Genomic DNA, 21,803 nt, shown 5'->3' with positions numbered 1-21,803 from the left:
ATGGCCGAGGCGACGACAGGCACGAGCACGACCGCCGCGGCGACACCCGTGGTCCGGGAGCGGATTCCGCACGAGATCGTGGCATCGGTGCTCGCCGCGACGACCGCGTTCGTGGGCGGCACCGCACTGCATCTGCCACCTTGGGCGATCTTCATTTCGTGGGCGGGCATGTTCCTGATGGGCGGCCCGAGCCTCGCCGGCGCACGCAAGATGTGGTGCGCGATGCCGGTAGGTTCCACATACGCGCTGCTCATCGTGCTTCTGGAGACCAACGCGGGCACGGCCTTCGGGGAGAGCCAACTGGCCAGGAACGCGTTCGGGGCGCTGTGCATCCTCGTCCTGAACAGCGCGCTCATGTACACGGGCCGGGTGCGGTACTTCTCGCTGATCCCCGGCATGTTCTTCGGGTTCGCGAGCTACTTCGCGACGTTCTTCGGCGGGTTCGGCTTCGACGCCGGCAACCCGTGGGCGGCCTGGGTGTGCGTGGTCGCCATGAACGCGCTCGGCCCGGTGTACGCGTGGCTGTCGAACGCTCTGACCTTCCCGGTGGAGATCAAGTCGCCTTCCTGAGCCGCCCTGTTCACCCTGATGTCACCCCGCGTTCGGCGCGGGGGCCGAACGTGTGCGCTGTACACCTTCACAGCGCCGCAGGAGGCCCCATGTCCCCGCTCGTCCCCGGTAAGCGTCGCATCCTCGGACGTTCCGTCGCGGCGGGGGTCCCGCTCGCCGCGCTCGTGGCGATCGGGATGGCCCCGACCGCGACCGGCGCGCCCACCGGATCCGGCGCGGCCGAGGTCACCGGCAGCGCGACGCTCGGGGACATCCCGCTGGGCGGGTTCAGCAACGCGCTGCTGCCGGGAACGGTCGGCGACGACCGGGGCCTGGACCTCGGCGGCATCGGCTCGGACCTCTACCCGGCGGGCCGCAAGGGCGAGTTCTGGACGGTGACCGACCGCGGCCCGAACGGGCAGATCAAGGTGGACGGCACGAAGCGCCGCACGTTCCCGGTGCCCGGTTTCGACCCGGCCATCGTGAAGATCCGCGTCACCGGCGATCAGGTGCGGGTCCTCGACGCGATCCCGCTCACGACGAAGTCCGGCAAGGCCGTGACCGGCCTGTCGAACCAGGAGGCCCGCGACGAGAAGCCGTACTCGTACGACGCCAAGAGCCCGCTCTCGTACAACCCGAACGGTCTCGACACCGAGGGCATCGTGCGCGCCGCGGACGGCAGCTTCTGGCTCGTCGACGAGTACGGCCCCTCGCTCGTGCACGTGTCCGCGGACGGCCGGGTCCTCGCCCGGCACGTGCCCAAGGGTCTTGACCTCCAGGGGGCCGACTACCCGGTCGTCGAGTCGCTGCCGTCCGTACTGCTGCACCGCAAGGGCAACCGGGGCTTCGAGGGGCTCGCCCAGCTGCCGGGCGGGGACCTGGTCCTCGCGGTGCAGAGCCCGCTGTCGCTGCCGGACGAGGACGCGGGCGAGGCCTCGCGGACGACGCGCCTGCTGCGGTTCTCGCCCAAGAGCCGGGCGGTCACAGCGGAGTACGCGTATCGCTTCGACCCGGTGGACGTGGTGGACCCGGGCGAGGACGACCCCTCCGAGCTGAAGATCTCCTCCGTCGTCGCGGTCGGCGGCGACCGGCTGCTCGTGGAGGAGCGCACCGACAAGGCGGCCCGCCTTCAGGAGGTGCGGCTCACGCGCGGCGCCGACATCCTGGGCGGCCGCTGGGACGACGACGCGACGTCCCCGTCCCTCGAGCAGCTGACCGACCCGGCGGCGCAGGGCGTCCCGGTCCTCGACAAGCGCCTCGTGGTGGACCTGAACAAGGTCGACGGCATCCCGGACAAGATCGAGGGCATCGCCCTCTCGGGCCGCGACACCCTCGCCCTGATCAACGACAACGACTTCGGGATGACCGACGGTGCCGGGGCGTTCGACGCGGACGGGCGGCTCGTGGACAGCGGCGTCGAGACGAAGGTGACGCACGTGAAGCTGCCGAAGGGCGCTCTGTAGGCGCACGTCGCGCTGGGTGGGTCAGCCACCCAGCGCGCTGGGCAACTCGCTCGGGAGTCCGCTGGGCAGCTCCGAGGGCAGTTCGCTCGGCAGTCCGCTGGGGAGCTCGCTCGGCAGCTCACTGGGCAGCGAGGACGGCAGCTTGCTCGGGATGCGGGGCGAGCGTGAGGGCGTGGCCTGTTCACTGCTCTTGTCCGGCGACTTCTCGTCGCCGGAGGAGCCGTCGCGGGTCGCCACCAGGACGACGGCGCCCACGATCACCACGAGAGCGACGAGCGTCGCGATCACCAGGAACATGCGCCGGTCGGTGCGGCGCGGCCCCTCGGGCGGCGGCGCACCGAAGCCGCCGGGCGGTGGCGCGTCGCTCGGCGGCGGGGGCGGCTGCGGCGGCATCGGCGGTAAGGACACCCCTCCAGAATTGCCGCATCGCCCCCACCGCGCGAGCCCCTGGGGCAAGTTGACCGACCGCACGCCGAGCGTCCGGTCGGTCGGCCCTCTCCTACGGGACGGGGATCAGGCGCGCACGCCCAGCAGGTGGTCCATCGCCAGCTGGTCGAGGCACTCGAAGGCCATGCCGCGCTCGGCGGCGGCCTCCACGTCGAACTCCTCGAAGGCGCTCTTGTCGGCGAGCAGCGCGGACAGGCCGTCCGCGGCGGTCGGCTTGGCGAGCTCGTCCAGGCGGGAGGCGGCCAGGGCGGCCTGGACCTCGGCGTCGTCACGGAAGGCGGCGGCCCGGTCCTTGAGGATCAGATAGTTGCGCATGCAGCCCGCGGCCGAGGCCCACACGCCCTCGAAGTCCTCGGTCCGCGGCGGCTTGAAGTCGAAGTGCCGCGGGCCCTCGTAACCGGCCTGCTCCAGGAGGTCGACGAGCCAGAACGCGGCGCGCAGGTCGCCGGCGCCGAAGCGCAGGTCCTGGTCGTACTTGATGCCGGACTGGCCGTTGAGGTCGATGTGGAAGAGCTTGCCCGCCCACAGGGCCTGGGCGATGCCGTGCGGGAAATTGAGGCCCGCCATCTGCTCGTGGCCGACCTCGGGGTTCACGCCGTACATCTCGGGCCGCTCCAGGCGCTCGATGAACGCGAGGGCGTGGCCGACGGTGGGCAGCAGGATGTCGCCGCGCGGCTCGTTCGGCTTGGGCTCGATGGCGAACTTGATGTCGTAGCCCTGCTCGATGACGTACTCGCCGAGGAGGTCGAAGGCCTCCTTCATGCGGTCGAGGGCGTCGCGGACGTCCTTGGCGCCACCGGACTCGGCGCCCTCGCGGCCGCCCCAGGCGACGTAGGTCTGGGCGCCGAGCTCGGCGGCGAGATCGATGTTGCGGATGACCTTGCGCAGGGCGTAGCGGCGCACGTCGCGGTCGTTGGCGGTGAAGCCGCCGTCCTTGAAGACCGGGTGCGTGAACAGGTTCGTGGTGGCCATCGGGACGACCATGCCGGTGGCGTCGAGGGCCTCACGGAACCGCTTGATGTGCGATTCGCGCTCGGACTCGGAGGCCCCGAAGGGGATCAGGTCGTCGTCGTGGAAGGTCACGCCGTGGGCGCCGAGCTCCGACAGGCGCTGCACGGACTCCACCGGATCGAGCGCCGGCCGGGTGGCGTCGCCGAACGGGTCGCGACCCTGCCAGCCGACGGTCCACAGACCGAAGGTGAACTTGTCGTCAGGGGTGGGCTGGTACGTCATCTTGCGGCTCCCTCGCCGACTATTTCGTCATGGCGCTTTACAAATTAGTATGCGGGAAGCCCGCTGGGAAGAGCCGGCCGCATCACAGCCACAGATTTCGTTGCCGACACAGATTTCGTTTCGCGAGATTTCGGGAGAGCCGCATGTCCGCTGGTGAAGGACCCCTCGTCGTAGGGGTCGACAGTTCCACGCAGTCCACGAAGGTCCTGGTCGTCGATGTCGCGACGGGCGCGACCGTGGCGAGCGGTCAGGCACCGCACACCGTGACCTCGGGCGCGGGCCGCGAGAGCGACCCCGAGGAGTGGTACCGGGCGCTGCGCGAGGCGCTGGCCCAGTGCGGCGACGCGGCCCGGCGCGCCTCCGCGGTCGCGGTCGGCGGGCAGCAGCACGGCCTGGTCACGCTGGACACGCAAGGGCGCCCCGTGCGGCCCGCGCTCCTGTGGAACGACGTGCGCTCCGCGCCGCAGGCGGCACGCCTGGTCGACGAACTGGGCGGGGCGAAGGCGTGGGCGGAACGCTTTGGCAGCGTGCCGGGCGCGTCGTTCACGATCTCGAAGTGGGCGTGGCTCGCGGAGCACGAGCCGGAGGCGGCACGCGCCACGGCGGCGGTGCGCCTCCCCCACGACTACCTGACCGGCCGACTGACCGGTGACGGCACGACGGACCGGGGCGACGCCTCCGGTACGGGGTGGTGGGCATCGGCGACCGAGGCGTACGACGAGGACGTGCTCGGGCGCGTGGGACTCGACCCGGCGCTGCTGCCGCGGGTGGTGGCACCGGGCGAGGCCGCGGGCACGGTGCGAGCGAGCCACGGCGACCTGCCCTTCGCCGAGGGCACGTTGGTGGCGGCGGGCACCGGTGACAACGCCGCCGCCGCGCTCGGCCTCGGCCTGCTGCCGGGCACCCCCGTACTGAGCCTGGGCACGTCGGGCACCGTGTACGCGGTGTCGCGCAACCGGCCGAACGACCCCTCTGGCACCGTCGCCGGATTCGCCGACGCGCGCGGCGACTGGCTGCCGCTCGCCTGCACGCTGAACTGCACGCTCGCGGTGGACCGGATCGCGGCGCTGCTCGGCCTGGACCGCGAGGCCGTCGAGGCGGGCGGCACGGCGACGATCCTCCCGTACCTGGACGGCGAGCGGACCCCCAACCTCCCTGACGCCTCCGGCCTGTTGACGGGGCTGCGGCACGACACGACCGGCGGCCAGCTGTTGCAGGCGGCGTACGACGGCGCGGTGCACGCGCTGCTCGGGGCCCTCGACCGGGTGCTGGACGCGGACGCCGACCCCGCGGCGCCGCTGCTGCTCATCGGCGGCGGGGCACGCGGGACGGCCTGGCAGGAGACGGTGCGGCGGCTTTCGGGGCGGGCCGTGCAGGTGCCCGAGGCCGGCGAGCTGGTGGCGCTCGGCGCGGCGGCGCAGGCCGCGGGCGTACTGACCGGCGAGGACCCGGGGGCGGTGGCCCGGCGCTGGGACACGGCGCGCGGCCCGCTCCTCGAGCCGGTGGAGCGGCGGGACGAGGCGACGATGGAGCGGATCTCGGGGGTGCTCGCGGGAGCGGGAGCGCTGCTCGGGAACGCCACCGGAGACGCTTTCGGGAACGAGTGAGGTCCGGGCCACACCTACCCCCACCTCCGGCAGACCCCGCCTCACCGCCCTGGGAGCATGTCCGCATGACCGCACCACTGCACCGGCCGCGACCGGGCACGTCCGACACCCAGCAGGCCATGCGCCGCCGCAACCTGTCCCGCGTCATGCACGCGGTCGCCGCCGAGGGGCCGCTCTCGCGGGCCGCGGTGGCGCAGCACATCGGCCTGACCCGGGCGGCCGTGTCCACGCTGGTCGACGAGTTGATCCGGGCGGGACTCCTGGAGGAGCTGGGGCCGCAGCGTCCCGGCGGCGTGGGTCGGCCCGGCTCGGCGCTCGCGGTGAGCGGCCGGGGCCCTGTCGGCCTCGGCGCCGAGGTGGGCGTCGACCATCTCGCCGTGTGCGCGGTCGACCTGCGGGGCGAGGTGCGGGCGCGGGCCCGGCGCCGGGCCGGCAACCGGGGGCGTGCCCCGAAGCCCGTACTGGACGAACTCGCGGAACTGGTACGGGAGGTGTCCGCCGAGGCGGAGGCGGCCGGGCTGAAGCCGGCCGGGCTCGCGATCGCCGTGCCGGGCCTGGTCGCGCGCGACACCACGACCGTCGTGCGCGCCCCCAACCTCGACTGGCACGACACGGACGTCTCGTCACTGCTCCCCCACGACGTGCCGGTCACGGTCGAGAACGAGGCGAACTTCGGCGCCCTCGCCGAACTGTGGCTCGCCGAGGACTCCTCCGCCGACTTCCTCCACGTGTCGGCGGAGATCGGCATCGGCGCGGCGCTCGTCGTGGACGGGCAACTGCTGCGCGGGACACGGGGGTTCGCGGGGGAACTGGGACATGTTCCGGTACGCCCGGAGGGGCCCGCGTGCCCGTGCGGCGGGCGCGGCTGCCTCGAGCAGTACGCGGGCGAGGAGGCGGTGCTGCGCGCCGCGGGCATCGAGCCGGGGCCCGACCGGGTGTCCTTGCTGGCCGAGCGCGCCGCCGAGGGTGACGCGGCGACGCGCCGGGCGCTGCGCTCGGCAGGCACCGCGCTCGGCATCGCGCTGACCGGCGCGGTCAACCTGGTGGACCCGCGCGCGGTGGTTCTCGGCGGCGCGCTGTCCCGTCTATCGCCCTGGCTTCTCCCCTCCCTGGAGCGGGAGTTGACCCGCCGTACGGCGTCCCCGGAGGACGGCGTCATCGCCTCCGGACTCGGCTCGGACGGGCCGCTATTGGGCGCGGCGCACTCTGTGGTGCGGTCGGTGCTGGACGATCCGGTGGGGGCGGTCGCCGCCTGAGGGCGGGGGCCGTTGCCACCGGTGTTCCTGCTCCGGACGCCACTGGTCGGGACCTCTGACGTGCGGTTGTTCACATTGCGCCGGTTGTCCACAGATCTTTCGTGCCCTCTTCCGCCCCAACCAGCGGGCGCCGTACCGTGATTCACGCGAGGCGCCGCACTTCCGTCCGTCCGACGGGTGGCGGCGTGCGCACGGGAAGGGGGGGATTCCTGTGTCGGAGGATGACATGGCGAGCATCGGGGCACCGTCGAGGCCGGTCCAGGTCTACGCGTGTTCCCCGGCGGGCATATCCCTGGTGCCCGGCGCCGTCCACCGCATACGAAACGCCCCGCGGGCCGCACACGCGACCGCGTGAGGGCGCGGCACCCCTGCCGCACCCCCACTCCCCAACCGTCCCGCCCACCCCCACCGCACCGACCCCGCCCCACTGAGCTCCGCCCCACCGGTGACCGAGAGGCAGGATTGACATGGACCGAGCAAATGGATCATTCCCGAGCCGCCGCCGACTGCTCCAACTCGGAGCGCTCGCCGCGGCGCCCACCGCGCTGCTGGCCACGGGCCGGGCCGACGCCCTGCCGCTGGCGTCGGTGGACTACCCGAAGGCCGAGTCCGTTCCGGCGAGCAAGTCCAACTACACGGTGGCCAACCGCCCGCTGACGTACCCGGTCGAGTTCGTGATCGTGCACGTCACGCAGGAGGACTACGCGACCACGCTCAACATCTTCAAGAACCCGGCCAAGCAGGTCTCCGCGCACTACGTCGTGCGCTCCTCCGACGGGCACATCGCGCAGATGGTGCGGGAGAAGAACGTCGCCTGGCACGCGGGGAACTGGGACTACAACACGCGCAGCGTCGGCATCGAGCACGAGGGGTGGGTCGACAAACCGGAGTACTTCACCGACGCGATGTACCGGGAGTCGGCGGCACTGACCGCATCGATCTGCACGCGCCACGGCATTCCGAGAACCCGCGAGCGGATCATCGGTCACGTGGAGGTGCCCGGCGCGGACCACACGGATCCGGGTCCCTACTGGGACTGGGACCGGTACATGCGGCTGGTCGCCGCTGCCTGATCCCGGCGGGCGCGGCCGTCTCCACACCCGTGAGTGGCATGTGCCGAATCGCCCGATCCGTGTTCCGCTCCTTGTCGGCCCGCGCCCCCGGGGTGACGATGGTCGCGCCACCGCACCGTCGCGAAGGATCCCGCCTGGAGGCCGCGTTGACCGATCAGTGGGTCGCCCTGGAGCCGGGCACGGACCCGTCCGAACAGGTCCGGGCGCTGCGCCGCGCGCACGAGCGGTTCACCGTGGCGGGCACCGTCGCCCGTCCGGTGCGCCCGGTCGTCGCCGCGTCCTGGCGCCGCTCGGCGGGCGCGCACGTCAGCCCGGACGCCTCCGCATCGGTGGAGATGCCCGAGGGCGATCTCGGCAGTTACCGGGCGGAGCACCCGCTGGCCCGCGTGATGCCGCTGTTCCGCGAGCTGATGGGCACGTTCGCGGCGGACGGCGAGCACCTGCTCGCGGTGTGCGACGCGCACGGTCGGCTGCTGTGGGTGGAGGGACACACCGGCACACGGCGGGAGGCGGGCCGGATGAACTTCGTGCCGGGCGCCCGCTGGTCGGAGTCGGCGATGGGCACGAACGCGCCGGGCACGGCCGTCGCGGTCGACCGCCCGGTGCAGGTCTTCGCCGCCGAGCACTTCATCCGCAAGGTCCAGCCGTGGACCTGCGCGGCGGCCCCCGTACACGACCCGCACACCGGCCGCCTGCTCGGCGCCGTCGACATCACGGGCGGCGACCGTCTCGCGCACCCGCACAGTCTGGCGTTCGTCCAGGCGGTGGCGCGCGCGGCGGAGTCCCAGCTCGCCCTCCTCGCCCCGCCACCGGCCGCCGAACCGGCCCTGCGCCTGTCCGCCCTCGGCCGTGACGAGGCCCTCCTCATCACCCCGGACGGCCACAAGCTCCGCCTCGGCCGCCGCCACAGCGAGCTTCTGGTCCTCCTCGCCCAGCACCCGGAGGGCCTGACCGGCGACGAACTGATGTGCTTCCTGTACGAGGACGAGTCCGTGACGCCGGTGACGCTGCGGGCCGAACTGGCCAGGCTGCGCCGGGTCCTCGGACCCGACGTGCTGCGCTCCCGCCCCTACCGTCTGTCGAGGCCGGTCGACTCGGACCTCACCACGGTCGAGCGCCGCCTGGCCTCGGGAGCGGTCACCGCGGCGGCCGCCGCGTACAGCGGACCGCTCCTGCCCACGTCGCAGGCGCCCGCCGTGGCCCGCATCCGGCACCGCCTCGCCGACGAACTCCGGGCCGCGCTCATCGCCCGCGGCGATCCCGACCTGCTCGCCGACTGGGTGCACGCCCCCTGGGGCGAGGACGACCTGGACGTCTGGCGCGCGCTGGCGGCGGTCCGCCCGACGCCGCCGATCCTGTCCCGCCTCGCCGCGCTCGACGACGAACTGCGCTCCCCGGCCCCGTACGCAACGTAGCTGCAACGTCCGGACTCCTAGCCTCCCCTGCGAACGCTGCCCAAAGGCGGGCAGCCGCACAGGAGGCAAGCCAACATGACCCGCTATGCAGCGCCCGGAACCCAGGGCTCCGTCGTCTCCTACCAGGCCCGCTACGACCACTTCATCGGCGGCGAGTACGCGCCGCCCGCCCGCGGCCAGTACTTCGAGAACCCGAGCCCGGTCAACGGACAGCCGTTCACCGAGATCGCCCGCGGCACGGCCGAGGACGTCGAACGCGCCCTCGACGCCGCGCACGCCGCCGCGCCCTCCTGGGGCCGCACCGCCCCCGGCGCCCGCGCGGACATCCTCCTCAAGATCGCCGACCGCATGGAGCAGAACCTCGAACTCCTCGCCGTCGCGGAGAGCTGGGAGAACGGCAAGCCGGTCCGCGAGACCCTGGCCGCGGACATCCCCCTCGCCATCGACCACTTCCGCTACTTCGCGGGCGCGGTGCGCGCGCAGGAGGGCAGCCTCTCCGAGATCGACGACGACACGGTCGCGTACCACTTCCACGAGCCGCTCGGCGTCGTCGCGCAGATCATCCCGTGGAACTTCCCGATCCTGATGGCGACATGGAAGCTCGCCCCGGCCCTCGCGGCGGGCAACGCGGTCGTCATCAAGCCGGCCGAGCAGACCCCTGCCTCGATCCACGTCTGGCTTGACCTGGTCAAGGACCTGCTGCCGCCGGGCGTCGTCAACATCGTCAACGGCTTCGGCGTGGAGGCGGGCAAGCCCCTGGCCTCCTCCTCCCGCGTGGCGAAGGTCGCGTTCACGGGCGAGACCACGACGGGCCGCCTGATCATGCAGTACGCCTCGGAGAACATCAAGCCGGTCACGCTCGAACTCGGCGGCAAGTCCCCGAACATCTTCTTCGACGACGTCTGGGCGAAGGACGACGACTTCCGCGACAAGGCCCTCGAGGGCTTCACGATGTTCGCCCTCAACCAGGGCGAGGTCTGTACCTGCCCGTCCCGCGCGCTCATCCAGCAGGGCCACTACAGCGAGTTCCTCGAAGCGGCCATCGCCCGCACCGAGGCCATCAAGCCCGGCCACCCCCTGGACACCGACACGATGATCGGCGCCCAGGCCTCCAACGACCAGCTCCAGAAGATCCTCTCGTACCTGGACATCGGCCAGCAGGAGGGCGCGAAGGTCCTCACGGGCGGCCAGCGCATCGAGTACGACGGCGAACTGGCGGGCGGCTACTACGTCCAGCCCACCATCTTCGAGGGCTCCAACCGCATGCGGATCTTCCAGGAGGAGATCTTCGGCCCGGTCGTCTCGGTCGCCTCCTTCGCCGACTACGACGACGCCATCAAGATCGCCAACGACACGCTGTACGGCTTGGGCGCCGGCGTGTGGACCCGCGACATCAACACGGCGTACCGGGCGGGCCGTTCGATCCAGGCGGGCCGCGTGTGGACCAACTGCTACCACGCGTACCCCGCACACGCGGCGTTCGGCGGCTACAAGCAGTCCGGTATCGGCCGCGAGAACCACAAGATGATGCTGGACCACTACCAGCAGACGAAGAACCTCCTCGTGTCGTACTCGGCACAGAAGCTGGGCTTCTTCTAGAGGCACAAAGAAGGCGCCTGACCTAGTCTTTTGCTCGTCAGGCGCCTTCCGCGCCACCCACTCAGACCAGAGCCCGAGTTGCTTCGTGACTTCCAGTTCCTCCCACAGCAATCCCATTCCTGACCAGCTGTTCCGGACCAGTCGCGGACCAAAGCCTCGACTCAGCCTCACGCGCCGTCAGGCCGACTGACGCGATCCCACTCCGCCATCGACGGCTCGATGAGGCGATTCGCCTGCTCCACCACGCCGTCCAGGAACTTGGCGTAGTGGCGGAAGAGGATCCTGCAAACCGCTTACTGAAGCGCAGGTCTGGGGGAGAATTGAAGCCGCCCGGGGAGCGCCTGGGGGGGAATCGGCTGCGTAAAACTGCACGACTCTGAAAGGCCCAGAGAGACACTCAAGCGCGGCCTGAAGCGTTCAGGCCGAATAAGGGCCAGTTGGTGATCGGACACAGGGCACGGCCGAGCCAACGCCTCACGACCTCGAAGGCCTGAGACTCTTGCACCGCCACGGGCATTTCCGCAGTGCCCTCTGATCGATTGACGCCAGGGACTCCTACGCCAGGGGCTCGTCGGGTCACGAATCGATGGTCTTCCAGAACGCGCACTGGTGTTCCGCGTTGCGGTCGGTCTGGCCGACGGTGGTGGTGGCGAGTGATTGCACCCAACCGTCGCCCTGGAAGGGCATCCAGCGGGGCTGGCCGCTGCTGTTGGGGTTTCCGGCGGCGGCGAACCGGGTCCAATAGCTGATCATCGTCGTGGAGAGCTGTTTCTGGGCAGGCGTCTGCGGGCCGGGGAGTTGCTCGTCGTCGAACAGGTACTGCAGTTCGGCTCCGTGGAACGCGCCGGTGGGGAAGTTGGGCTTGGGCAGGGTGGTGAACCACGGCGCCGTCTCGTCCGCGAACTCGTAGGCGTAGACCGGGGTGTGTGCGGCGAGTGCACGGTCCCGGTCCTGGGCGGTGCATCCCCAGGCCCAGTCGGTCACGACCGTGGCCAGTGCCTCGCCTGCGGAGTGGTACTTGGCGACCGGATACCGGGCCAGAACGCGCCGCAGGTCGGCCGGGCCGAACAAGGCGGCGAGCTGCTCGCGGTAGCTGTCCGGGGTGGTGACCTCTTTGGTGGCGGCCTCGATCGCCGCGGTGAACAGGTGGTGTTCGTCCCGGGTGGTTCCCTGCATGACAGGGACTCGGTTGAAGTGCCCGGTCGCGAAGGCGCGTTCCGGGCTCAGCGGCAGGAGCCCCCCGCCGACGGTGGGGCCCGACCCGACACCTACGTCGGACAGCTTGGCCAGTTTGCGTGCGGGCTTGGCGCGCAGGCAGGCCGCCGCGGTCTCCGGGTTGGTGCAGCCGGCCTTGGCCGCCACCGCGAGACCGTTCTTCTGGCGGTCGGCGCGGGACAGCGGGAACCAGGTCGGAGGTCCCGGCGACCACTTCTCACCGGTGCACTGCGCGCTCTGCACGATGGCCCGGTGGAACAGCCCCGCCGATGTCGGCGCGGCGAGTTGGGCGCAGACGCTGGTCCCACCCGCGGACTCGCCGAAGATCGTGACGTTGCCGGGGTCACCGCCGAAGGCCGCGGCGTTGCGCTGCACCCAGCGCAGTGCGGCCTGCTGGTCCTCGAGACCGAAGTTCCCGGACAGGTTCCGGGCCTTGCCGTGGTCGAGCGCCGGGTGGGCCAGGAATCCGAAGACTCCGAGCCGGTAGTTCGGGCTGACCACGATCACGTCACCTTCGGCCGCCAGCCGCTGCGCGCCGTACAGGCTGCCGGCGCCGCTGATGAACCCGTTGCCGTGGATCCACACCATCACCGGCAGTTTGCGCTTCGCGGGGGCGCGCGGCGTGGTGACGTTGAGGAACAGGCAGTCCTCTGTCGTGCTGGGCTCGTCGATCAGCCCGGCGGCCTGGGCGCAGCGGTTGCCGGGCTTGGTGGCGTCTCGCACTCCCTGCCACGGCTTGGCCCGTTGCGGCGAGGCCCAGCGCAGGGCGCCCACCGGTGGTGCGGCGTACGGGATCCCCTGGAACACCCTGGTCGCCGAATCGGCCCTGCCGCGGACAGCGCCGGCATCGGTTCGGACCACGGCGGAGGAGGCAAGGGCGTTGCCGCCGCGATCCGGTGACAGCGCGTCGACTGCCCCTCCGCCGCCGATCGAGCTCGCGAACGACGCCGCGGTCAGCAGCACCGCACTGCCGACTCTGCCGAGCCGTGGGATGCGTCGGCGCAGCGCGTGGTGTCGATGCAGCAGTTCCATGTCCCACTCCCCCTGACAGCCACCATTCGTGTGTGGGTCACACTAATTTAAGTGTGACCCACACACGAAGTCAAGGTAGAGTCCGCTGGACATGGATCCCCGGCCGAGCAGAGGAGGCAAGCGGATGCCGATCACGGATGACTCCGAGCTGCCGTCAGGGCTGGCCTTGGCGTGGGGCCTTCCCGTCAAGACGACCAAGCTCGGGCGTAAGCCGTCGCGGAGTATCGAGCAGATCGTCGGCGCGGCTGTCGAACTCGCCGATGCCGACGGCTTCGATGCCTTGTCGATGCCCAAGATCGCCCAGCGGCTCGGGCTGACCGCCAACGCGATATACCGGTATGTGAAGTCCCGGGACGAGTTGCTGGTTCTGGTCGCCGAAGCCGCCTGGGGCACGGCGCCCGACCTGGCGTCCGGCACAGGAGACTGGCGCGTCGCGGCAGACGTATGGACGCGGGCGATGATCGACCGGTGCGACGTCCACCCCTGGCTGTGCGATCTCCCCGTCCGCGGTGCCCCCGTGACGCCGAACCTGCTGGACTGGACAGAGGCGATCCTGAAAGTGCTGACCGGCGCCGGGCTGACCCCCACCGAGGCCTTGAGATGCGCGTTCGTGCTGGACGGCTACGCGCGGCAGATCGGCGGTATACGTCGCGACCTGCGGTACAGCACCGCGACTCCGGCACACTCGGAGACCGTGACCAGGTTCCTCCTGCCCCGGCTGCACGAACGCGGCCACTCGGTCCTGGCGTCCATGATGGACGGCAACGACTACACCGACGACGTCGTCGACGATGACGTGACCTTCGGACTCGACCGGATCCTGGACGGAATCGGCGTACTGGTCACAGTAAAACGCACCGCGGAACCTCCCGCGCACGGGGATCGCGGAACCCGCGAATGAGAGCTTCAGCCACAAAAGCTGCTGCCGTCCACCGCGGGGCTCACACGCCCACGCGTCAGGCCAAGCACCGGGATCCGGACCAGGTGCGGGCGAACTGGGACGCTACGTTGCGGCGATCTCAGTGGTGCGAAGCATGCGAGGAAGAGCAGACGGCGTCGGGTGGCGGGCGTGATCACACAGCAGTGTGCTCTCGGGTGGTCTCGAGGTCATTGAGCACCGCGAGGACTGGTCCCCAGCACATGCCGACGGTGTCTCGGTCCGGGATGACGCCGCGTTCTCGTTGCACTCGAACCGGCGCCGCCGGACCAAGATCCGGGCCATTTCCGGACCAGCCCTCGACCGAAGGCTGCGCCAACTACCTTTTCGCCTGGTCAGCATGGGTGCAGCTACTGTACCGACAGCAGACGAAGAACCTGCTCGTGTCGTACTCGGCACAGAAGCTGGGCTTCTTCTAGAGACACGAAGCAAGGCGCCCGACCTCGAGCACCACCCGTCGGGCGCCTTGCCTCTTTCGGCGGTGAAGCGGCAACTCACGCGCTACGTCTATGAACTGACGACACGTCAGGTTACGCTCCGGCGCATGACTTCCACGGTGGTCTGGGGCACCGGGAACGTGGGACGCGCGGCGATCCGAGCCGTCGACGCCCACCCCGGGCTCGAACTCTGCGGCGTGCTCGTGCACGACCCCGCCAAGGACGGCCGCGACGCGGGCGACCTGGCCGGTTGCGACCACGCCCTCGGTCTCGCCGCGACGACGGACGTCGACGCGGTGCTCGCGGCCCGGCCCGGCGCCGTGTTCTACGCGGCCTCCGGCGAGTTGCGGCCCGACGGGGCCCTCGACGACATCTGCCGCGCCCTGCGCACCGGCGCCGTCGTCGTCACCCCGGCCCTCTACCCGCTCTACGACCACCGCAGTGCGCCGCCCGAATTCACCGATCCGGTGCGCGCCGCCATCGAGGAGGGCGGCGGCTCACTGTTCGTGTCCGGCGTCGACCCCGGCTGGGCCAACGACGTACTGCCCCTGCTGGTCAGCGGTCTCGGCACCCGCGTCGACGTGCTGCGCTGCCAGGAGATCTTCGACTACTCGACGTACGACCAGGAGGACTCGGTACGCCATCTCGTCGGCATGGGGCACCCCATGGAGTACGAGCCCCTGATGCTGGCGGAGTCCGTACCGACGATGGTGTGGGGCGGGCAGCTGAGACTGATGGCGCGGGCGCTCGGGGTCGAACTCGACGAGATCCGCGAGACGTTGGAGCGCCGGTCCCTGGAGAGCGACGTCACGACGGCGGCCATGGGCGACTTCGCCGCGGGCACCCAGGGCGCGGTCCGCTTCGAGGTGCAGGGCGTCGTGGACGGCGAGGTGCGCATCGTCGTCGAGCACGTGACGCGGATCCATCCGTCCTGTGCGCCCGACTGGCCGGTGCCGCCCGATGGCGGGGCCGGCGCGCACCGGGTGATCGTCGAGGGCAGCCCGCGCATCGAGGTCACCGTCCAGGCCACCGACGAGGGCGGCAGCCACGCGGCGGGCGGCAACGCGACCGCCGTCGGGCGCCTCGTCGGCGCGATCGACTGGCTCCTGGCCGCGCCGCCCGGACTCTACGACGCGCTCGACGTGCCCGTGTCCCCCGCCGTCGGCCGGCTCGGAAGGAAGCAGCCATGAGCGAAGCAGCCATGAGGATCGACATACCTGAAGGACAGGAACCCATCCCGTACGTGTGGGGCGAGATGGTGCCCGGCATCGGGCCCGCGGCGGCGCAGTTCTCCATGGCCGTGTACGACCACTCGACCCTGGGGCTGCGGGAGTTCGAGGCCGCGCGGCTGCGGATCGCGCAGGTCAACGGGTGTCTGTTCTGCCTGGACTGGCGCACCGAGCGGGACGGCGAGAAGGTCGAGGAGTCGTTCATCGACGCCGTCGAGGACTGGCGCGAGACCGACGCGTTCGACGAGCGGACGCGGCTCGCGGCCGAGTACGCGGAGCGCTACGCCGTCGACCACCACGGCCTGGACGAGGAGTTCTGGCAGCGGATGACCGCCCACTACAGCCAGGCCGAGATCGTGGAGCTGAGCATGGCCATCGGCTCCTGGCTGGCCTTCGGACGGCTCAATCACGTGCTGGGACTCGACGCGGTGTGCGTCCTGCCCAGGTCCTGAACCACCCCTGGGCGGCCGGGACCTGGGCAGGTCGCGGCCGTCACAGGTCAGCGGCGACGATCTTGGCGATATTGCGCTCGGCGAGCGCCGTGATCGTCACGAACGGGTTGACGCTGGTGTTGCCCGGGACGAGTGCGCCGTCGATGACGTACAGGCCCGCATAGCCGTGCAGGCGACCGTAGTTGTCGGTCGCCTTGTTCAGCACGGCGCCGCCCAGCGGGTGGTACGTGAGGTGGTCGCCCCAGATCTTGTACGTACCGAACAGGTCGGTGCGGTAGATCGTGCCCTCCTTCGCGTTGATCTTGTCGAAGATGGTCTTGGCCATGTCGATCCCCGACTGTTTCCACGCCGTCTGCCAGTTGAGGTCGACGCCGCCGGACGTCGGGTTGTACGTGAACTCGGCCCGGTGCGGGTTCTTTGTGATGGACAGATAGAAGGACGCGTACGTCTCGATGCCGGTCGGCAGCGGAGCCACTTCGGCGAAGGCGCCGCCCGCGGCCCAGTTGTCGATCCCGCCGGTGGGGATGGACGCCTGGAGCGCGCCGGTCGGGTCCCACAGGTGGTTGGCGCGTCCGCACATGACGTTGCCGTTGTCGCCCCAGCCCTTGCCGATCTCGCCGTTGAGCGCGGACAGCGCGCCGGTCGCCTTGAGCCGGGTGAGCAGCTTGCTGGTGCCGACGCTGCCCGCGGCGAAGAAGACCCGGTCCGCGGTGACCTCCTTGGTGGTCGTGACGGTGCCGGCGGTGTCGAGCTGGTCCATGCGCACGGTGTAGCCGCCGCCGGCGGCCGGGGCGACGGAGGTCACCTTGTGCAGCGGGGAGATGGTGACCTTCCCGGTGGCCGCGGCCCGCGCGAGATAGGTCTTCTGCAGTGACTTCTTGCCGTAGTTGTTGCCGTAGAGGATCTCCCCCACGAGCGCCGACTTCGGCACCGTCCCCGCGGCCTCCTGCTTCATGTAGTCCCAGTCGTACACATCGGGGACGAACACGAACGGGAAGCCCGAACGCTGGGCGTGCTTACGGCCGACGCGCGCGTACTGGTAGCACTCGGCGGACTCGAACCAGTTCGGGTCGATGGTGGCGACGCCGAGCCCCGCGTTGGCGCGCGGGTAGTACGTGCCGTACATCTCGCCCGCGTCGACGGACGGCAGGATCGCCGCGAAGTTCTCCCGCTTGGGCGTCACCGCCATGCCGCCGTTGACCAGCGAGCCGCCGCCGACGCCGCGGCCCTGGTAGACGGTGATGCCGGCGAAGTCCTCGGCGTCCAGGATCCCGGTGTACTTCGGGATGTCCTTGTCGATCGGGAAGCCGAGGAAGTTGCTCAGGGGCTGCTTGGTTCTGGATCTCAGCCAGAACGATCTCTTGTCGGGTGTGGTGGTGTTGGCGAAGATCTTGCCGTCGGATCCCGGGGTGTCCCAGGCCATGCCCATCTCCACCATGCGCACGTCGACGCCGGCCTCGGCGAGCCGGAGCGCGGCCACGGAGCCGCCGTACCCGGTGCCGATGACGAGGGCGGGCAGGCGTGCGCCGTCGTCGACGGGGGCGAGCGCCGCCGCGGTGGAGCGGTCGGCCGCGGCGGCGTGACCGCTGAGGGCCACGGCGCCGAGAAGAGAACTCGTTCCTGCGAGGAAGCCGCGGCGGGAGATCCCGTTACGGGCCACTTCGGGACGGGTTGAGTCGGTCATTGTACGTTCCTCACTCTCTACGGAATGGGAACGAGTTCTACTGTTGATCGGTAATCAAGTCGATGCATACCGATAGGTAACGTGCGTCCAATTCACGCCAACTTCTACCGATCTTGGACAGCGACCTGGGATCCGATCTCAGACCGCGACGAGCTCCCGCTCACGGTCCGGCGTCTTGGCCGCGGGCTTCTCGGCCGACTTGTTCGGCTTGTTCGGCTTGTTCGGCAGGGAGAGCCGGAAGACCTTGTGCCACGCGGAGAACACCTGCTTGGGCAGCGACCCGGAGACGTAGTCCAGCTCGTACTTCTCGAACAGCGCGCGCACCTTCACCGCGACCTCGGCGTACCGGTTGCTCGGCAGGTCCGGGAAGAGGTGGTGCTCGATCTGGTGCGACAGGTTGCCGGTCATGAAGTGCATGGCCTTGCTGCCGCTGATGTTCGCCGAGCCCATCATCTGGCGCAGGTACCACTGGCCGCGCGTCTCGCCCTTGATCGACCGGCGCTCGAAGACCTGCACGCCCTCGGGGAAGTGCCCGCACATGATCACCGAGTGGGACCAGACGTTGCGGACCAGGTTCGCGGTGAACGTGGCGGCGAGCGTGGGGAGGAACGACGGGCCCGAGAGCAGCGGGTGGATCACGTAGTCCTTGAGCACCTGCTTGCGGATCTTGCGGCCCACGGCCTTGGCCCGCTCGCGGAACTCCGGGTTCTTGCGGCGGCGCTTGTTCAGGTTCTTGCCGAGCTCCAGGTCGTACGCCGCGATGCCGTACTCGAAGAAGCAGGCGTTGATGAAGTTCCACACCGGCTGGCCGAGGTGGAACGGGTGCCACTTCTGGTCCTCGTCGACGCGCATGATGCCGTAGCCGAGGTCGTTGTCCTTGCCGATCACGTTGGTGTACGTGTGGTGCAGCTCGTTGTGCGAGTGCTTCCACTGGTCGGACGGCGAGACGTGGTCCCACTCCCAGGTGGTGGAGTGGATCTTCGGGTCCCGCATCCAGTCCCACTGGCCGTGCAGGATGTTGTGGCCGATCTCCATGTTGTCCATGATCTTCGCCACGGACAGTCCCGCGGTGCCGAGCAGCCAGGCGGGCGGGAAGAAAGAGAACAGCAGCACGCCGCGGCTCGCCAGTTCGAGCGTGCGCTGCGCCTTGATGACCTTGCGGATGTAGGCGGCGTCCTGCTCGCCGCGGCCGGCGATCACCTCGTCGCGGATCGCATCCAGCTCGCGGCCGAGCTCCTCGATCTGTTCCGATGTCAGGTGGGCGGTGGGGTCGATGGCGGTCAAGGTGCTCCTACCGTTCGATGTCGCAGGGGCCCGCCGCGGCGGACACGCAGGTCTGGATGAGGACGCCCGGCTCGGCCTCGGTGATCTCGCCGGTGCGCAGGTCGCGGACGGCGCCCGCCTTGAGCGGCGAGACGCAGCCGAAGCAGATGCCCATGCGGCACCCGGAAGGCATGAGGACGCCGCTCTCCTCGCCGACGTCCAGCAACGGAGTGGCACCGTCCGCGTCGACGGTCTTGCCGGTGGCGCTGAACGTGACCTCGCCGCCGTCGCCGGCGACGACGACGCTGGGGCGGAAGCGTTCGGTGTGCAGGCGCTCTTGTACGCCGTGCTCGCTCCAGTGCTCTTCGGCGGCGTCGAGCAGGCCCGCGGGCCCGCAGGCCCAGGTCTCGCGCTCGGTCCAGTCGGGCACGAGCTCGTCGAGACGGGCGATGTCGAGCATGCCGTCCGTGTCGGTGTGCACCTCGATGAGCCGCAGCTTCTTGTCCGCGGCCAGGTCGCGCAGTTCCTCGCGGAAGATCATGTCCTGTGGCCGGGGCGCGCAGTGGATCATTACGGCGTCGTCGAGCCCGGTGTCGCGCAGCATGCCCATCACGGGCGTGATGCCGCTGCCGGCCGTGAGGTAGAGCACCTTGGCGGGCTTGGCCTTCGGGAGCACGAAGTCACCGGTCGGCTGGTCGAGCTGGATCAGCGTGCCCGGTTTCGCCCTGCGGACCAGGTGGTTGCTGACCTTGCCGTCCGGGATCGCCTTCACGGTGATCGTGACGCGGCCGTCCGGGCGGTGCGTCGGCGAGGTGAGCGAGTAGGCACGCCACAGACGCACCCCGTCGACGTCGACCCCGACCCGTACGTACTGACCGGCTCTGTGGCCGCGCCAGCCGCGTCCCGGCCTGATCACGACGGTCGCGGCGTCAGCGGTCTCGGGATGCACGGCCTCGATGCGCCCACGCAGGTCCGCGCCCGCGCGCAGCGGGCTGGCCAGGTCGAGGTAGTCCGACGGCAGCAGTGGCGTCGTGACCATCTCCAGCAGTTTCCACGCCCTGCTGCGGAGGGCTGTACTCGTCATGGCACCAGCTTGCTGTGCCCCAGGGCGTAAAGTCCTGACCGCAGGACGTAAATCTGGTCGACTGAATTGTTCGCAGGGAACAAAAACGTGAGCCATGCAACCCAGAGGGCCAGCGAACTGGCTCTGGACGAGACAACGGTCACCGCGATTCGGGGCGCGTTGAAGACCACCGCCGACGAGATCGTCCAGGCGATCATCGACGAGGTCCCGCCGTACGCGAACGCCCTGTCGGGCAAAATGGGCGGCACCATCCGCCGGGCCGTCCGCACCGCCCTGGGGCACTATCTGGACCTCGCGAGCGGGAACGCCACCGGTGGCGACGCCGGGGACGCGGCCTACGAGCTGGGCCGCGGCGAGGTGCGCGACGGCCGTTCGATGGACGCCCTGCTCAGCGCCTACCGCGTCGGTGCGCGCGTGGCCTGGCGGTGCCTGGCGGCGGGTGCGGTACCCGCGGGTCTGCCCGCCGCCGAGGTCGCCAAGTTCGCCGAGCTGACCTTCGCCTACATCGACGAGCTCTCCGCCGCGAGCGCCGCGGGCCACGCCGACGAACTGGCGGCCCGGGGCAGGGCCCACGAGCTCCACCTCGTACACCTGGCCCACGACCTCCTCGCCGGCGCGAGCCCGGACGTGCTGCTTTCCTCCGCGCAACGGGCCGGGTGGCAGCCGCCGGACTCGCTGACCGCGGTCCTGCTCCCCGCGGCCCAGGCCCGGCCCGCCTACCGCACGCTCGATCCGAGCACCCTCGTCGTCGACGATCTGCCGGACGCCACCGGTGTGCTGCTCGTCCCCGACGCCGACCGGTCACGGCTCCTGCGGCAGTTGACCGACCGCACCGCCGTGGTCGGCCCGGCCCGGCCATGGACGCGTGCGTCCGCCTCGTACGCGCGAGCCGTACGCGCGCGATCCCTCTCCGCCGACATTCGCGACACCGAGGACCACCTGCCCGAGCTGGTGCTGAGCGCCGACGCGGACGCGTTCGCGGACCTGCGGGCGCGAGCCCTCGCACCGTTGCGGCCCTTGCCTGCCGCTACCGCACGACGCCTCGAGGAGACGCTGCGGGCGTGGCTGCTTCACCAGGGCAGGCGGGACGAGGTGGCGGCGGCGTTGTTCGTCCACCCCCAGACGGTCCGCTACCGGATGTCGCAGCTGCGGAACCTGTTCCCGGATCTCGCATCGCCCCACAGGGTCCTCGAACTGACGCTGGCGGTCGGCCTTCGGGGCGGCTGACGCGTACGCCGCCCGACAGACGATGATGATCGAGACGCACAGACGCACAGACGCACAGACGCGATGACGGCACGACGGCACATACGGTCAGGAGCTTCCATGACGAACCGGGTTCACCGCCCCCGTGAGGACGCGGAGTTCGATTTCATCCTCAAGATGAGCGGAGTTCCGGTCCTGGCCTACTTCGTCGGAACATGGCCCAAGGCCGTCGAGCCGTGCCGGGTGATGGATCTCGTCGTGGGCGGCATCGCCGACGAGTACGCGGGCCGCCTGACGGTGCTCCGCGCCGACATCACGCGCTGCCCGGCCGCGACCGAGCGATACGGGATCACCGGAGCCCCGTCCTGCGTCCTGCTGACGGAGGGCGAGGCGGTGGCGCACGGCACGGGGCCCATGACCACCACCGAGGTACGGGAGTTCCTGGACGGCAGCCTCTGAGCGGCGATCACCCCCGGGATACTGGTCGCCCATGGATGAGGTCGAGGTCGAAGCGATGTCCCCCGCGCCGGTCCCGACGCCGGAGGTCCTGTGGCGCAAGCAGCCCGTGCTGGCGATGACGCCCGCGGCCAGCGGACTCCCCCTGGTCTGGCGCCGCACCCGG

The 21,803-nt window shown here is 70.6% G+C and carries 18 protein-coding genes and 1 pseudogene; 13 read left to right on the top strand and 6 right to left on the bottom strand.

Annotated features, from left to right (window positions below; all coding sequences use genetic code 11):
- Positions 1–570: a DUF1097 domain-containing protein gene (locus ACNYS0_RS41570; RefSeq protein WP_422481916.1), complete on the top strand. Its 570-nt coding sequence runs from the start codon at positions 1–3 to the stop codon at positions 568–570.
- 89 nt (positions 571–659) lie between these two features.
- Positions 660–2,012: an esterase-like activity of phytase family protein gene (locus ACNYS0_RS41565; protein ID WP_422481914.1), complete on the top strand. Its 1,353-nt coding sequence runs from the start codon at positions 660–662 to the stop codon at positions 2,010–2,012.
- A gap of 21 nt (positions 2,013–2,033) precedes the next feature.
- On the opposite strand, the gene ACNYS0_RS41560 is transcribed toward ACNYS0_RS41565, so the two are convergent.
- Positions 2,034–2,420, bottom strand: coding sequence for a hypothetical protein (locus ACNYS0_RS41560; RefSeq protein ID WP_422481912.1), 387 nt, complete (start codon positions 2,418–2,420; stop codon positions 2,034–2,036).
- A gap of 105 nt (positions 2,421–2,525) precedes the next feature.
- On the bottom strand, positions 2,526–3,692 hold the full coding sequence (gene xylA / locus ACNYS0_RS41555) for a xylose isomerase (RefSeq protein WP_422481910.1): 1,167 nt from the start codon (positions 3,690–3,692) through the stop codon (positions 2,526–2,528).
- Between the two features lie 143 nt (positions 3,693–3,835).
- Between xylA and xylB the strand changes: the two genes are divergently transcribed.
- The 5 genes from xylB (at position 3,836) to exaC (ending at position 10,642) form a co-directional block, all read left to right on the top strand.
- Positions 3,836–5,299, top strand: coding sequence for a xylulokinase (xylB, locus tag ACNYS0_RS41550; RefSeq protein ID WP_422481908.1), 1,464 nt, complete (start codon positions 3,836–3,838; stop codon positions 5,297–5,299).
- 65 nt (positions 5,300–5,364) lie between these two features.
- Positions 5,365–6,555 (top strand): ROK family protein, encoded by a 1,191-nt coding sequence (locus ACNYS0_RS41545; RefSeq protein WP_422481906.1) that lies wholly within the window; start codon positions 5,365–5,367, stop codon positions 6,553–6,555.
- Positions 6,556–7,022: 467 nt separating this feature from the next.
- On the top strand, positions 7,023–7,628 hold the full coding sequence (locus ACNYS0_RS41540) for an N-acetylmuramoyl-L-alanine amidase (protein ID WP_422481904.1): 606 nt from the start codon (positions 7,023–7,025) through the stop codon (positions 7,626–7,628).
- Between the two features lie 146 nt (positions 7,629–7,774).
- Positions 7,775–9,043 carry a GAF domain-containing protein gene (locus ACNYS0_RS41535; RefSeq protein WP_422481902.1) on the top strand — a complete coding sequence of 423 codons (1,269 nt, stop codon included), beginning with the start codon at positions 7,775–7,777 and terminating at the stop codon, positions 9,041–9,043.
- Between the two features lie 75 nt (positions 9,044–9,118).
- Positions 9,119–10,642, top strand: a complete 1,524-nt coding sequence (exaC, locus tag ACNYS0_RS41530; RefSeq protein WP_422481900.1) for an acetaldehyde dehydrogenase ExaC — start codon at positions 9,119–9,121, stop codon at positions 10,640–10,642.
- A 576-nt stretch (positions 10,643–11,218) separates the two neighbouring features.
- Here the strand turns inward: exaC and ACNYS0_RS41525 are convergent.
- The gene (locus ACNYS0_RS41525; protein ID WP_422481898.1) at positions 11,219–12,889 is read right to left on the bottom strand and encodes a carboxylesterase/lipase family protein; all 1,671 of its coding nucleotides are present in this window, start codon (positions 12,887–12,889) and stop codon (positions 11,219–11,221) included.
- Positions 12,890–13,013: 124 nt separating this feature from the next.
- On the opposite strand from ACNYS0_RS41525, the gene ACNYS0_RS41520 reads away from it, so the two are divergent.
- From ACNYS0_RS41520 to ACNYS0_RS41510, 3 genes are all read left to right on the top strand, one after another.
- A complete protein-coding gene (locus tag ACNYS0_RS41520; RefSeq protein WP_422481896.1) occupies positions 13,014–13,790 on the top strand; it encodes a TetR/AcrR family transcriptional regulator in 777 nt (258 codons plus the stop codon).
- A gap of 580 nt (positions 13,791–14,370) precedes the next feature.
- Entirely contained in the window at positions 14,371–15,453 is a 1,083-nt protein-coding gene (locus ACNYS0_RS41515) for an NAD(P)H-dependent amine dehydrogenase family protein (protein ID WP_422481894.1), read from the top strand.
- 11 nt (positions 15,454–15,464) lie between these two features.
- Positions 15,465–15,944 (top strand): carboxymuconolactone decarboxylase family protein, encoded by a 480-nt coding sequence (locus ACNYS0_RS41510; RefSeq protein WP_422482910.1) that lies wholly within the window; start codon positions 15,465–15,467, stop codon positions 15,942–15,944.
- 40 nt (positions 15,945–15,984) lie between these two features.
- Here ACNYS0_RS41510 and ACNYS0_RS41505 read toward each other — a convergent pair whose 3' ends face one another.
- The 3 genes from ACNYS0_RS41505 to ACNYS0_RS41495 all read right to left on the bottom strand — a co-directional run bounded on the left by ACNYS0_RS41505 (position 15,985) and on the right by ACNYS0_RS41495 (position 19,975).
- Positions 15,985–17,628: a GMC oxidoreductase gene (locus tag ACNYS0_RS41505; protein WP_422481892.1), complete on the bottom strand. Its 1,644-nt coding sequence runs from the start codon at positions 17,626–17,628 to the stop codon at positions 15,985–15,987.
- A 138-nt stretch (positions 17,629–17,766) separates the two neighbouring features.
- The gene (locus tag ACNYS0_RS41500; RefSeq protein ID WP_422481890.1) at positions 17,767–18,912 is read right to left on the bottom strand and encodes a fatty acid desaturase family protein; all 1,146 of its coding nucleotides are present in this window, start codon (positions 18,910–18,912) and stop codon (positions 17,767–17,769) included.
- A gap of 7 nt (positions 18,913–18,919) precedes the next feature.
- The gene (locus ACNYS0_RS41495; RefSeq protein ID WP_422481888.1) at positions 18,920–19,975 is read right to left on the bottom strand and encodes a ferredoxin reductase; all 1,056 of its coding nucleotides are present in this window, start codon (positions 19,973–19,975) and stop codon (positions 18,920–18,922) included.
- 87 nt (positions 19,976–20,062) lie between these two features.
- Between ACNYS0_RS41495 and ACNYS0_RS41490 the strand changes: the two genes are divergently transcribed.
- The 3 genes and pseudogenes from ACNYS0_RS41490 to ACNYS0_RS41480 all read left to right on the top strand — a co-directional run.
- Positions 20,063–21,202 (top strand): PucR family transcriptional regulator, encoded by a 1,140-nt coding sequence (locus ACNYS0_RS41490; protein ID WP_422481886.1) that lies wholly within the window; start codon positions 20,063–20,065, stop codon positions 21,200–21,202.
- 99 nt (positions 21,203–21,301) lie between these two features.
- Complete coding sequence (locus ACNYS0_RS41485; RefSeq protein ID WP_422481884.1) at positions 21,302–21,640, top strand: thioredoxin family protein; 339 nt, start codon at positions 21,302–21,304, stop codon at positions 21,638–21,640.
- A 43-nt stretch (positions 21,641–21,683) separates the two neighbouring features.
- A pseudogene (locus tag ACNYS0_RS41480) lies at positions 21,684–21,758 on the top strand (aminoglycoside phosphotransferase family protein); the annotation flags it as partial.
- Between the last annotated feature and the right edge of the window lie 45 nt (positions 21,759–21,803).

This window comes from Streptomyces anthophorae, assembly GCF_049310305.1.
Taxonomy (GTDB): domain Bacteria; phylum Actinomycetota; class Actinomycetes; order Streptomycetales; family Streptomycetaceae; genus Streptomyces.
The sequence above is the reverse complement of the archived record's forward strand: the minus strand, read 5'-3'. Positions and strand labels throughout refer to the sequence as shown.